At 68.4% G+C, this 12,683-nt stretch carries 14 protein-coding genes; 3 read left to right on the top strand and 11 right to left on the bottom strand.

Going from position 1 to position 12,683, the window contains the following annotated elements:
* Positions 1-22: 22 nt before the first annotated feature.
* From atpD to BM175_RS07420, 3 genes are read left to right on the top strand one after another with little or no spacing between them, the layout of a single operon-like run.
* A complete protein-coding gene (atpD, locus tag BM175_RS07430) occupies positions 23-1,474 on the top strand; it encodes a F0F1 ATP synthase subunit beta (protein ID WP_090961466.1) in 1,452 nt (483 codons plus the stop codon).
* A gap of 5 nt (positions 1,475-1,479) precedes the next feature.
* Positions 1,480-1,707 (top strand): glutathione S-transferase, encoded by a 228-nt coding sequence (locus BM175_RS07425; RefSeq protein ID WP_090961463.1) that lies wholly within the window; start codon positions 1,480-1,482, stop codon positions 1,705-1,707.
* Positions 1,700-2,104: a F0F1 ATP synthase subunit epsilon gene (locus BM175_RS07420; protein WP_090961460.1), complete on the top strand. Its 405-nt coding sequence runs from the start codon at positions 1,700-1,702 to the stop codon at positions 2,102-2,104. Before BM175_RS07425 ends, BM175_RS07420 begins: the two co-directional genes overlap by 8 nt.
* A 79-nt stretch (positions 2,105-2,183) precedes the next feature.
* Here BM175_RS07420 and BM175_RS07415 read toward each other — a convergent pair whose 3' ends face one another.
* The 11 genes from BM175_RS07415 to obgE form a co-directional block, all read right to left on the bottom strand.
* Positions 2,184-2,702, bottom strand: a complete 519-nt coding sequence (locus tag BM175_RS07415; protein ID WP_175526789.1) for a GNAT family N-acetyltransferase — start codon at positions 2,700-2,702, stop codon at positions 2,184-2,186.
* Entirely contained in the window at positions 2,702-3,217 is a 516-nt protein-coding gene (locus BM175_RS07410; protein WP_090961454.1) for an RNA pyrophosphohydrolase, read from the bottom strand. The genes BM175_RS07415 and BM175_RS07410 overlap by 1 nt, the downstream gene beginning before the upstream one ends.
* Before the next feature lie 77 nt (positions 3,218-3,294).
* A complete protein-coding gene (locus BM175_RS07405; RefSeq protein WP_090961451.1) occupies positions 3,295-4,470 on the bottom strand; it encodes a divergent polysaccharide deacetylase family protein in 1,176 nt (391 codons plus the stop codon).
* Between the two features lie 106 nt (positions 4,471-4,576).
* Positions 4,577-5,923, bottom strand: a complete 1,347-nt coding sequence (locus BM175_RS07400; protein ID WP_090961449.1) for a S41 family peptidase — start codon at positions 5,921-5,923, stop codon at positions 4,577-4,579.
* The gene (locus BM175_RS07395; protein ID WP_139224587.1) at positions 5,913-7,313 is read right to left on the bottom strand and encodes a murein hydrolase activator EnvC family protein; all 1,401 of its coding nucleotides are present in this window, start codon (positions 7,311-7,313) and stop codon (positions 5,913-5,915) included. Before BM175_RS07395 ends, BM175_RS07400 begins: the two co-directional genes overlap by 11 nt.
* A 253-nt stretch (positions 7,314-7,566) precedes the next feature.
* A complete protein-coding gene (gene rlmH, locus BM175_RS07390) occupies positions 7,567-8,049 on the bottom strand; it encodes a 23S rRNA (pseudouridine(1915)-N(3))-methyltransferase RlmH (RefSeq protein WP_090961443.1) in 483 nt (160 codons plus the stop codon).
* Positions 8,046-8,378, bottom strand: a complete 333-nt coding sequence (gene rsfS, locus BM175_RS07385; RefSeq protein WP_425285262.1) for a ribosome silencing factor — start codon at positions 8,376-8,378, stop codon at positions 8,046-8,048. The genes rlmH and rsfS overlap by 4 nt, the downstream gene beginning before the upstream one ends.
* Before the next feature lie 156 nt (positions 8,379-8,534).
* Positions 8,535-9,128 carry a nicotinate-nucleotide adenylyltransferase gene (locus BM175_RS07380; protein ID WP_090961437.1) on the bottom strand — a complete coding sequence of 198 codons (594 nt, stop codon included), beginning with the start codon at positions 9,126-9,128 and terminating at the stop codon, positions 8,535-8,537.
* A gap of 41 nt (positions 9,129-9,169) precedes the next feature.
* The gene (locus tag BM175_RS07375; protein WP_090961434.1) at positions 9,170-10,444 is read right to left on the bottom strand and encodes a glutamate-5-semialdehyde dehydrogenase; all 1,275 of its coding nucleotides are present in this window, start codon (positions 10,442-10,444) and stop codon (positions 9,170-9,172) included.
* Entirely contained in the window at positions 10,434-11,585 is a 1,152-nt protein-coding gene (proB, locus tag BM175_RS07370) for a glutamate 5-kinase (protein ID WP_090961432.1), read from the bottom strand. Before proB ends, BM175_RS07375 begins: the two co-directional genes overlap by 11 nt.
* A complete protein-coding gene (gene obgE, locus BM175_RS07365; RefSeq protein WP_090961429.1) occupies positions 11,582-12,649 on the bottom strand; it encodes a GTPase ObgE in 1,068 nt (355 codons plus the stop codon). The genes proB and obgE overlap by 4 nt, the downstream gene beginning before the upstream one ends.
* Positions 12,650-12,683 lie beyond the last annotated feature (34 nt).

Here is a 12,683-nt window from a genome sequence, read left to right as displayed (position 1 = left end):
ACACTTTCGAGAGGACACTCGCATGGCTGACACACTGGATATGAACGGCCGACGCGGCCGGGTCTCGCAGGTCATCGGCGCCGTCGTCGACGTGCAGTTCGACGACCACCTGCCCGAGATCCTCAACGCGCTGGAAACCGACAACAACGGCAACCGGCTCGTTCTCGAGGTCGCCCAGCACCTTGGCGAGAACACCGTGCGCACCATCGCGATGGACCTCACCGAAGGCCTCGTGCGCGGCCAGCCGGTGACCGACACCGGCACCCCGATCCAGGTTCCGGTCGGCGACGGCACGCTCGGCCGCATCATGAACGTCATCGGCGAGCCGATCGACGAAGTCGGCCCGATCCATTACGAGGCTAAGCGCGGCATCCACCAGCCGGCGCCTCCCTATGTCGACCAGAACCCCGAGAGCCAGATCCTCGTCACCGGCATCAAGGTGATCGATCTCCTCGCGCCCTACGCGCGCGGCGGCAAGGTGGGTCTATTCGGCGGTGCGGGCGTCGGCAAGACGGTGCTGATCCAGGAACTGATCAACAACGTCGCGAAGGCGCACGGCGGCTACTCCGTGTTCGCCGGCGTCGGCGAGCGCACCCGCGAGGGCAACGATCTCTATCACGAGATGATCGAGTCCGGCGTGAACAAGGACCCGCACGAGAACGGCGGCTCGACCGCCGGCTCTAAGGCCGCCCTCGTCTACGGCCAGATGAACGAGCCGCCGGGCGCGCGCGCGCGCGTCGCGCTGACCGGCCTCACCATTGCCGAGAACTTCCGCGACCAGGGTCAGGACGTTCTGTTCTTCGTCGACAACATCTTCCGCTTCACGCAGGCGGGCGCCGAGGTGTCGGCGCTTCTCGGCCGTATCCCGTCGGCGGTGGGCTATCAGCCGACGCTCGCGACCGACATGGGCGCGATGCAGGAGCGCATCACGACCACGAACAAGGGTTCGATCACCTCGGTGCAGGCGATCTACGTGCCCGCCGACGATCTGACCGATCCGGCCCCGGCGACCTCGTTCGCGCACCTCGACGCGCGTACGGTTCTCAACCGCGCGATTTCGGAAAAGGGCATCTACCCGGCCGTGGATCCGCTGGACTCCACCTCGCGCATGCTGTCGCCGCTGATCGTCGGCGAGGAGCACTATGAGGTCGCCAACCGCGTCCAGCAGATCCTCCAGAAGTACAAGTCGCTGCAGGACATCATCGCCATTCTGGGCATGGACGAGCTGTCCGAAGAGGACAAGCTGACGGTCGCCCGCGCCCGGAAGGTCGAGCGCTTCCTCTCGCAGCCGTTCTTCGTCGCCGAAGTGTTCACCGGTTCGCCGGGCCAGCTCGTTCCGCTGGAAGACACGATCCGCTCGTTCAAGGGCCTCGTCGAGGGCGAGTACGACCACCTGCCGGAAGCCGCCTTCTACATGGTCGGCTCGATCGACATGGCGATCGAGAAGGCCCAGAAGATGGCCGCGCAGGCCTGACGACGATGGTCGCGTCCGAAATCCTGAAGGTGGAGGACGCGGTCAACACGACATGCCCCTGGTCGGGACAGCCGATCTCGGGCGACGCGTTGACCCTCTATCGCGAACGGGTGGTCGGGTTCTGCAATCCCGGCTGCCGCGACAAATTCGAGATCGCGGTTCGACATTTCGACACCGCGCTTCAGGCCGAGCTCCACATCGGGAGCCAAGCAAGGCAGGCGGATCGTGGCTGAGAGCTTCAAGTTCGAACTGGTGTCTCCGGAGCGTCTGCTCCTGTCCGAACAGGTGTCGGCCGTGGTCGCTCCGGGCAGCGAGGGCTACTTCACGGCGATGCCGGGCCACGCGCCCTTCATGACGACGCTGAAGCCGGGCGTCGTCCAGGCGACGCTCGCGAACGGCGGCGAGCGCCGGATCTTCGTGCAGGGCGGCTTTGCCGACATCAACCCGGAAGGGTTCACGCTGCTCGCCGAGCACGCGATGCCGGTCGAGGAGATCGACGCCGCCGAGCTCGACCAGCAGATCCGCAACACGGAAGAGGACGTCGCCGATGCGACGGACGCCACCGTGCGCTCGCGCGCCGAGCGTCGCCTTGCGGACCTGCGGAACGCCAAAGAAGCGCTCGGGCTTTAGTCCGCCAGCCGTTCGAAGCCCCTAGTTTCTGAAAGGCCCGGTCGCGGAAGCGGCCGGGCCTTTCTCCTTGAGATGCGCGTCAGTCCTGTTCGTCGTTGGCGCCGAAGGCGTCGGGATAAACCAGCATCCCGGCCCAGCCTGCGAGCGCTCCCGGCACCAGTTCGAGAGCCTGAAAATTCGGTCCGGCCCAGGGGACGATGGCGCCCTTGGCGAGGTTGGCGCGGAAGCCGAGGCGGCCATAGAAGGCGGGGTCGCCGAGGACGAAGACCGAACGCCAGCCGCGCTGCTGTGCCAGATCGAGGCCATGGCGCACCAGCCGCGCTCCGATGCCTTCGCCCTGCCGGTCGGGAACGATGGCGACGGGGCCGAGCGCCAGGGCTTTCTCGGCCCCTTCCAGCGCCGTGAAGAGCGCATGGCCGACGAAGTAGTCGCCATCGACAGCCACCACCGAGATGACATCGTGGCCGGCCGAGATGATGGCGTGGGGGAGGCGCGCCTCTTCGTCGCGTCCGAACGCCGTCGCGTGGATCGTCTCGATAAGGATCAGTTCGTCGGGCGCCATCTCGCGCAGGACGATATCGCGGACGCCATCGGCCATCATCGGCCGCCCTCCAGGTGACGGAAGGCTCGGACGACCTCCTCGTAGACGCCACGCTTGAACGGAACGACGAGGTCCAGCACTTCATCGAGTGACTTCCAGGCCCACTCGCTGAATTCCGCGTCGTGGTCCCCTGGCGGCGGATCGATCTGGATCTCGCTCTCGTCGCCTTCGAAGCGGAAGGCGAACCACTTCTGCATCTGCCCTCGGAAGCGACCCTTCAGGGCGACTCCGAGGAGATGGGGTGGCAACTCGTAACGCACCCAGCCGTCGGTCGTGCCAAGAAGCGACACCGAGCGGATGCCGGTCTCCTCGTAGAGTTCGCGCTTGGCGGCCTCCAGCGGGTCTTCCCCCTCGTCGATGCCCCCTTGCGGCATCTGCCAAAGCTGCGACGCGCCGTCCATCTCGCCCTGCGGCTCGGCGATGCGCCGCCCGACGAAGACCTTCCCATCGTCGTTCAGGACCATGATGCCGACACAGGGGCGGTAGGGCAGCGAATCGGGGGAAGGGGGCATGCGCGCTCCGGAAATCTTTCGCAAATGCTAACGCATTCGCCAAAGCGAAGAAACGCCGTTGCCGAATAGGTGACCTGTCAGCCGCGCGCTTCTGGATCGAAGGCGAGGGCCGAGACCGGCACGATTTCGATCCCACGCTCGGCGGCGGCCGCGGCCCAGCGCTTGATGCCGTCGATCGAGGCATCGAAGGCGCTGGCCGTGCCGATCGCGGTTCCCTTCGCGCGGGCGATCCGCTCGAGGACGTCGAGCTGCTTCTCGATCGACGCCGGCTCGCGCTCGGTGTCGATGACGAGATCGGCGGAGGCGAAGGACGTGCCGTTGGCCATGGCGACGTCGCGCGCTTCCGAGCGCAGGGACGTGCCGTCGTCGAGGTAGAGAAGGCCGCGCTTGGAGAGCTCGCCGAGGAACGGCTGGAGGGCCGCGGGATCGGCATTGAGGCGCGCGCCCATGTAGTTCATGACACCGACATAATTGGTGATCCGGCCCATCGACCAGTGGAGGTCGTCGAGGCGACCGGCCGCAGCGTCCGCGACTTTCAGCGTATGGGGGCCGGCCGAGACGTCGGGATAGCCGAAAGGCTCCATCGGCGCCTGCAGCAGAATCTCGTGGCCGTTCCGCCGCCCCGCTTGCATCCAGCGATCGAGGCTGTTGCCCTCGGCCGCGAAGGCCAGCGTGACGCCGGCCGGCAGTTCCTCGACGGCGCGCATGGACCCGCTCTGGCTGACGCCGAGACCGCCGACCACGATGGCGATCCGGGTGCCGCCGGTGCCCGACCAGGCACCGGCATAGACGTCGAGCGGCCGACGTCCGTCGGTGCCCCGAACTGGGAGAGGGCCGAAGTCGGTGGCTTCGAGCAGCGCCTGCTCCGGCATGTGCGAGAAAGCGGCGGGCTGGCGCAGCGAGCCGGGCTCGAGAACGCGGATTGAGCCCGTCATCGGGTTGGCGTCGTCGACGAGCGGGCGCTCGCCTTCCGCATCCGAGATCGTGAAGCCGCCGCCCTGTTCCATGCGGAGCACGTTCGGCTGGCGCTCGGCGGGCTCCGGACGGCGCTCGGCGACCTGTTCGGCGACCTTGACGGGCGAGGGCGGAGCGGGCGGCGCAAAGGCCGGCTGATTGAGAGCCGTGAAGGCGGAGCCGCCTGCCACCAGAGCCGTCGCGCAGGCGGCGCCGAGCCATCGCCCGAGCGAGCGGCGCTGGGGGCGGGCTGCGGGGGCCAGGGTCTGGCCGAGGGGACTGTAGAGCTCGTCGCGCATACGTCCTTCATAGGACGCAAGACTGGATCGGAGCTTTGCCGGACCCAACGAAAAAGGGCCCCGGCGTCGCCGCCGAAGCCCTTCGATATGTCAGGCGTTCGCCCGCTCAGTTGGCGGCCGACGCGGTATCCTGCTTCGGCGGGAAGGCGGCGTTCGTCTTCACGCCGCGCAGGAGGTCGTAGGCGTACTGCAGCTGCAGATCGTCCTTGGCCTCGGGCGGCACGTAGTCGAGCGAGCCGGAGCCGTCCTCGTTCTCCTCGGCACCCTTGATGTGGCCGCGAAGCGAAGCCTCGCCCATCTTCAGGTCCTCGTCGGCCTTAAGGCCCATCTGCGCCTTGATTTCTTCGGGCAGCGGCTGCTCGACCTCGATGTCGGGGCGGATGCCGCGACCCTGAATCGAGGAACCGGACGGGGTGTAGTACAGGGCGGTGGTCAGACGCAGGGCGCCGTTGGCACCGAGCGGGATGATGGTCTGGACCGAGCCCTTGCCGAAGGATCGCGAGCCGACGATCGTACCGCGCTTCTGGTCCTGCAACGCGCCGGCGACGATCTCGGAGGCCGAGGCCGAACCGCCGTTGACAAGTACGACCAAGGGCTTGCCGTCGATGTCGTCGCCCGAGCGGGCGTTGTAGCGGCGGGTTTCCTCGGCGTTGCGGCCGCGCGTCGAGACGATCTCGCCGTTCTGCAGGAACGCGTCGGAGACGCTGACCGCCTCGTCGAGAAGGCCGCCCGGGTTGCGGCGCAGGTCGAGGACATAGCCCTTCAGCTTGTCGGCCGGGATCTTCGACTTGATGTCGGCGATTGCCTCTTCCATGCCGGAGGTCGTCTGCTCGTTGAAGCGCAGGAGCTTGATGTAGCCGACGTCGTTCTCGACCGTGTGGCGCACGGACGGGACCTTGATCTCGGCGCGCTCGATCGTCAGCCGGACCGGCTGGGCCGCGCCCTCGCGGATGATGGTGAGGTCGACCGAGGTGCCGATCTCGCCCTTCATCTTCTCGACGGCTTCGGCCAGCGACAGGCCGCGGACCTGCTCGCCGTTGATCTCGCCGATGAGATCGCCGGCGAGGACGCCCGCCTTGTCGGCCGGGGTGCCGTCGAAGGGCGAGATCACCTTGACGAGCTCGTTCTCCATCGTGACCTCGATGCCGAGGCCACCGAACTCGCCACGCGTCTCGGTGCGCATGTCCGCCGTTTCCTTGGCGTTCATGTAGCTCGAATGCGGATCGAGCGAGGTCAGCATGCCGTTGATCGCGGTCTCGATCAGCTTCTGGTCGTCCGGCACATCGACATACTGCGCGCGCACGCGCTCGAAGACGTCGCCGAAGATGGCGAGCTGGCGGTAGGTGTCCGAACCTGCGGCATTCGCGACGCCCGCGTGCGGGCCGACGAAGGCGGTCATCGCGGTGGCACCCAGAAGCGCTCCCGCGAAGAGAATGGAGAGCTTACGTATCATTCCTCGTCCTTCCAGATGATCCATCCGCCCACCAAGGGTTCGGATCGACCGGTTTCCCGTCCTTGCGAAATTCCACGTAAAGCGAGGGTTCGGCATTCGACACGTCCGCTTCCGCCGCGCTTGCGATCCGAAGCGCCCCCATCGCCGCCAGGGGCTCTCCCGCCAGGACGAACTGTCCGACCGCAACGTCGATCCGGCTCATGCCGGCCAACACGATATGATAGCCACCGCCCGCGTTCAGGATCAAGAGTTGCCCGTAGGAGCGGAACGGTCCGGCATAAAGGATATGGCCCTCCGCCGGCGCCGTCACCAGATCGCCGGCCCGCGCCGAAAGGAGAACGCCGGAGGAGGGACGCCCGAGGTCGTCCTTCTCGCCGAAATTCCGCACCAGCGCGCCGGATACGGGCGGTACGAGGCTCTTCTTCAATGTCGAAAATGGGGCGGTCGGCTCCAGTTTCGTCATTTCCTCGCGCAGCGCCGCAATGTCGTAGCCGGGGGAGGGCTCGGCGGCGTCCGGCGCCTGCGTCATTCGGCCCTCGGTGCCGCTCGGTGCGGCCTTCGCGGCCTCCTCGGCCATGCGCTGGCGCTCGGCCTCGGCCTGCGCGGCCATCCGCTGGCGCTGGGCCTCTTCCTGCCGGTTGCGCTCGGCCTCCTGTTCCAGCGAGGCGATCAGATCCTGGAGCGTCGTCGCCTCCGCGGCGAGTTCTGCGGCGCGGCGGTTCTCCTCGCCGATGCGGCCGCGCCCTTCCGCTTCGAGCTTTTCCTTTTCCTTGAAGAGCCGGTCGAGTCGCGCGGCCTCTTCCTCGCCTTCGTTCTGCGCTTTGGCGAGCCGGGCTCTTTCGCCCTCCAGCGACTGCCGGATGGTGCCGAGGCGGGTGAGGTCGGCGACGAGCCGCTCCGTCTCGACGCGCATCTCGGGCACGACGGCGCCGAGCAGGATCGCGCTGCGCACCGAGCCTAGCGCGTCGCCCGGCTTGACGAGGAGTGCCGGCGGGGGCGCCCGGCCCATCCGCTCGAGGGCGGCCAGCACTTCGGCGAGAACCCCGCGACGTTCGCGCAGCGACGCCTTGACGCCCTTCTCCTGCCCGAGGAGTTCGGCGAGCCGGTCTTCCGAGGCGGTGATCTCGGTGGAGATCCGCTTCTGCTCGGCCGCCGCGGCGATCGTCGCCTCGCGGATCCGGTCGCGGTCGGCGGCGAGCGCCGCCATTTCGGCGTCGAGGCGGACGGTCAGTTCCTTGGAGCGCTGTAACTCGGCCGTGATGCGCTCGAGTTCGGCCTTGGTATCCGCCTGGCGCGCGTCGATCGCGGACGGGCCGAAGGCAGCGCTCTGCATCGTCGCGGACGGATCGCCCGACGCGCCGAAGACGGCGGCCGTGGAGGCGAGCGTCACGGCCAGCGCCGCCGCGACGGCTCCGCCCTTACGCCGTATCTTCGCTCCCCGCTCGCGCAACCCGAAAACCCCGCCCGCCGTCCAGCCCCAGGCCGTCAGACTATCGGCGCGAGCTTAAGATTTCATCAACCATGGGGAGCCGGTCCGGCACCCGGCGACAAGCATGACGCCGATGGTGGCGGGAACAGGGACGAGAAAACTCAAGTTGTTGTTTTTGCGACACTGTGGCGCCCCTGCATCGCGGCGCGCCACATCAGGCCCGGTGATAGGGGTGGCCCGACAGGATCGTCGAGGCGCGATAGAGCTGCTCGGCCAGGAGGATGCGCACGATCTGGTGCGGCAGGGTCAGGCGCCCGAAGGCGATCGCCTTGGCGGCGCGCGAGCGAAGCTCGGGCTGGAGGCCGTCCGGCCCGCCGATCACGAAGGCAAGGTCGCGCACGCCTTCGTCGCGAAGGCGCGCGATCTCATCGGCGAATTCGGTGGAGTTCGGCGTGCGTCCGGTCTCGTCGAGCACGAGAAAGGTCGCGTTGGCAGGCAGCGCCGTCTCGATGCGGGATGCCTCGTCGCGCTTGCGCTCTTGGACGGTGCTCTGGCGCGCTTCGGCCAGTTCCACGACGCCGCCCCATTCGAGGCCGAGCGGCGAGCCGCCCTTGCGAAGGCGATCGATGTAGCGGGCAGCTAGATCCTGCTCAGGGCCGGACTTCATCCGACCCACCGCCACGATCCAGAGCTTCAACGCCCTTGCGTCTCGCTGGCTTCCGCGACGCTCCACATCTTTTCGATGTTGTAGAAGGAACGGACCTCGGGACGGAAGATGTGGACGATGATGTCGCCCGCGTCGATCAGCACCCAGTCGCCGTTCTGCAGACCTTCCACCCGCGCGTTGCCGTATCCGGCTTCCTTCAGGTCGCGGATCAGGTGGTCGGCGACGGCCGAGACGTGGCGATGCGAACGCCCGGACGCGATGACCATGTGGTCGGCCAGCGCGGACTTCCGGCGAAGATCGATCGCCACCACTTCCTCGGCCTTGGAATCGTCGAGGCTGGCGGTCACGAGATCGATCACGAGACGCTCGGGGGCCGGCGTCTGTGTCGCGGGAGCCAGGGTCTCGAGGTCGGCGTGTAGTTCGGCAGCGGAGGTCAGCTAACTCTTCCTTCTGAGTGTTGCGGCGGAGGCTTTACGTCCGCGATGCAAGTAAAGTGGCAAGGATCGGTGACCCTTTCAAGACGAGCGCGCACGCGCCTCTCGGAGACGGGTCGAGGACAGGGTGGACCGCCGCCCGTGCAGAAAGGTCCATGCGGGCGGCGACAGGCCGGGCAGGAGCCGGGCATCGGCTTCGGGCAGCCGCTCCGAAGCGAGAAAGCGCGCGGCCGGTGAGGACAGGGGGGCGAGCGTCGCGCCGGGTCGGTCCACCACTGCGATCGGCAGGCGGGTCGCGATCTCGCGCCAGGACTGCCAGCGGTGGAAGGTCGCAAGGTTGTCCGCGCCCATCACCCAGACGAAGCGGGCCGTCGGGCGATGCGTCAGCACGAGGTCGACGAGATCGGCGGTGTAGCGGATGTGGTGCGAGGCCTCGAAGGCGGTGACCACGATCCGGCGATCGTCGGCGAGCCGCCGGCAGAGCGACACCCGGGCTTCGAGCGGGGCAGGGGGACGACCCGCCTTCAAGGGGTTTCCGGGGCTGACGATCCACCACAGCCGGTCGAGCCGCAGCCGGCGCAGCGCGGTCTCGGCCACGAGGAGATGGCCCTCGTGCGGCGGGTCGAAGGAGCCGCCGAAGAGGCCCACCCGCAGCCCGGTCGGGGCGGGGGGCATCTTCAGGTCGTCGGCACCGAGGGGCGGCTGTTCCGCTGGGGTCAAGGACGAAGCTGGCCCGTGCCGGAAACGCGGTAGTTGAAGCTTGTCAGCTGCTCGACCCCGACCGGTCCGCGGGCATGCATCTTGCCGGTCGCGATGCCGATCTCGCCGCCGAACCCGAACTCGCCGCCATCGGCGAACTGGGTCGAGGCGTTGTGAAGGAGGATCGCGGAATCGACGGCGTTGAAGAAGCGCTCCACCGCCGCCGCGTCCTCGGTGATGATCGCCTCGGTATGGCCCGACGAAAAGCGCGCGATGTGCTCGATCGCACCCTCGACGCCCCGGACGATCTCGACCGAGATGATCGCGTTGAGATACTCGGTGCGGAAGTCTTCCTCGCTCGCCGGGACAAGGCCGGGATAAAGGCGGCGAACGGCCTCGCTGCCGCGGATCTCGCAGCCGGCGCCCTTCAATGCGTCGAGAATCGGGACGAGATGCGTCCCCGCCACCGCTTCGTCGACGAGAAGCGTCTCGGCCGAGCCGCAGATGCCGGTCCGGCGCATCTTGGAGTTCAACGTCACCGCGACCGCCATGGCGAGGTTCGCCGCCCGGTCGACATAGACATGGCAGAGGCCCTCGAGGTGGGCGAAGACCGGCACGCGCGCATCGCGCTGCACGCGCTCGACCAGCGAGCGGCCGCCGCGCGGCACGATCACGTCGATCGCGCCGTTCAGCCCGGCCAGCATCTCGCCGACCGCCGCACGGTCGGATACGGGCACGATCTGGATGGCGTCGGCCGGCAGGCCGGCGGCCTCGAGGCCGCTTGCGAGCGCGGCATGGATCGCGCGGGAGGAGAGGGCCGAGTCCGAGCCGCCGCGCAGGATCACGGCGTTGCCCGACTTCAGGCACAGCGCGCCGGCATCGGCCGTCACGTTCGGTCGGCTCTCGTAGATCACGCCGATGGTGCCGATCGGCGTGCGCACGCGCCGGATCGTCAGCCCGTTCGGCCGCGTCCATTCCTCGGTCACCGCGCCGACCGGATCGGGCAGGTCGGCGATGTCTCGGAGCGCGGCGGCGATGCCCGCGATGCGGCCTTCGTCGAGCGTCAGGCGATCGACGAAGGAGGCGGCCATGCCCGACTGACGCGCGCGCTCGAGGTCGGCGCGATTGGCGGCAAGGATTTCCGGCGTAGCGGCCGTCACGGCATCGGCCATGGCGCGCAGCGCCGCGTCCTTCGTTTCGCCCGACGCCTGCGCCAGGACGCGCGAAGCGGCCTTCGCGCGGGCGCCCATGTCGGCCATGACGCTCTGAAGATCGGAAACCTTATCCAGCATCGCGCAATCCCCCTTCGTCCTGCCAGTTGCGGGCGACCACGAGGTCGTCGCGATGAATCATCGCCGCCCGAACGCCCTGTCCGAGCCGCTCCTCGATGTCGGCCGACCGGAGGCCGGCGACGAGGCGGGCTTCCGCGGCATCATAGGCCACCAGCCCGCGCGCAACCTCGGTTCCCGCCTCGTCGAGCACGAGGATCGTGTCGCCGCGCCGGAAGTCGCCGTCGACACGCCGAACGCCCGCCGGCAGCAGGCTTTTGCCGGCGTGCAGCGCCTGCACCGCGCCGGCATCGACATGCAAGCGGCCGGAGGCATTGAGATGACCCGCGATCCAGCGCTTGCGCGAGCGCACGGGATCGGCGGCGGCGAGGAACAGCGTCGAGCGCTCGCCACGCCGCACGGCGTCGAGCGGATGCAGCCGCTGGCCAGAGGTGATGATCATCGCCGCGCCCGCACCGGTCGCGATCTTGCCGGCGTCGATCTTGGTCTTCATGCCGCCGCGCGAGAACTGCGAGGCGGCCCCGCCCGCCATCGCCTCGATCTGCGGCGTGATGGCCTCGACGAGCGGAATGTGGGCAGCATTCGGGTCCTGCGCGGGCGGCGCGGTATAGAGACCGTCGATGTCGGACAGGAGCACCAGAAGATCGGCCGACATCATCGCCGCGACACGCGCCGCCAGACGGTCGTTGTCGCCGTAGCGGATCTCGGTGGTCGCCACCGTGTCGTTCTCGTTGATCACCGGCACGGCGCCAAAGCCGATCAGCGTGCCGACCGTGGCGCGCGCGTTGAGATAACGCCGCCGCTCCTCCGTGTCGCCGAGCGTCAGGAGGATCTGGCCCGCCTCGATGCCGTGCGCTCCGAGGGCCTCGCTGTAGGCGCGCGACAGCGCGATCTGCCCGACGGCCGCCGCAGCTTGGCTTTCCTCGAGCTTCAGAGGCCCGCGCGACAGCTTCAGGATCGAGCGACCGAGCGCGATCGCACCCGACGACACGAGAAGCACCTCGCGCCCCTCACCGTGAAGCTTCGCGACGTCGGTCGTCAGCGACCGCAGCCAGTCGCCGCGCAGCCCGGTGTCCGGGTCGACGAGAAGCGCTGAACCGATCTTGACGACGATGCGCCGGAACGCGCCGAGCCCGTCGCTCATCGACGCCAGTCCTCCTCGGCCAGGGTGCCGCCGAAGCGCTTGGCGTCTTCAGCCTCCTGGTCGGCGGCATCGTCGGACAGGCCGTCGATCTCGCGGCGCAGACGGCGCAGGACATCCGGCAGGCCGTGGCGCGTCACCGCCGACAGCACCAGCGGCTTGGTGCCGCTCGCCTTCGCCAGGGCATCCAGCTTGTCGCGTCGCGTCTCGTCGTCCACCGTGTCGGCCTGGCTGAGCGCGACGATCTCGGGCTTCTCGATAAGCCCTTCGTCATAGAGCTCCAACTCGCGCCGAACGGTCGCGTAGGCGTGAGCGACGTCCTCCTCGACGGCCGAGACGAGGTGCAGCAGCACGCGCGTGCGCTCGACATGGCCGAGGAAGCGGTCGCCGATCCCGACGCCCTCGTGGGCGCCCTCGATGAGGCCCGGAATGTCGGCGATCACGAACTCATGGCCGTCCACGGTCGCGACGCCGAGATTGGGGTGCAGCGTGGTGAACGGGTAGTCCGCGATCTTGGGCCGCGCCGCGGTGACGCTGGCGAGGAAGGTCGACTTGCCGGCATTCGGCAGCCCGACGACGCCGGCGTCGGCGATGAGCTTCAGCTGAAGCCAGATCGTCAGCTCCTCGCCCTCGAGGCCCGGATTGGCGCGGTAGGGCGCGCGGTTGATCGAGGACTTGAACTGCCAGTTGCCAAAGCCCCCGTTGCCGCCCGCGGCGACCCGGAACACCTGGCCGATCTCCGTGAGGTCGGCGAGCAACGTCTCCTCGTCCTCGGCGAAGACCTGCGTGCCGACGGGGACCTTGAGCGTCACGTCGGCGCCCTTGCCGCCAGTGCGGTTGCGGCCCATCCCGTGCATGCCGGTCTTGGCGCGGTAGTGCTGCTGGTAGCGGTAGTCGATCAGCGTATTGAGACCGGATACCGCCTCGATGAAGACGTCGCCGCCGCGCCCGCCGTCACCGCCGTCCGGGCCGCCGAACTCGATGAACTTCTCGCGGCGGAAGGACACCGCGCCGGCGCCCCCGTCGCCCGAGCGCACATAGACCTTGACCTTGTCGAGAAACTTCATCGTCCTGTCCCGTCATATCCTTTCGGCCGCACCG

It is taken from the genome of Aureimonas phyllosphaerae (assembly GCF_900113065.1).
Taxonomy (GTDB): Bacteria; Pseudomonadota; Alphaproteobacteria; order Rhizobiales; family Rhizobiaceae; genus Aureimonas; species Aureimonas phyllosphaerae.
Note: the sequence above shows the minus strand (reverse complement) of the source record. Positions and strands in the feature narration are given on the sequence as shown.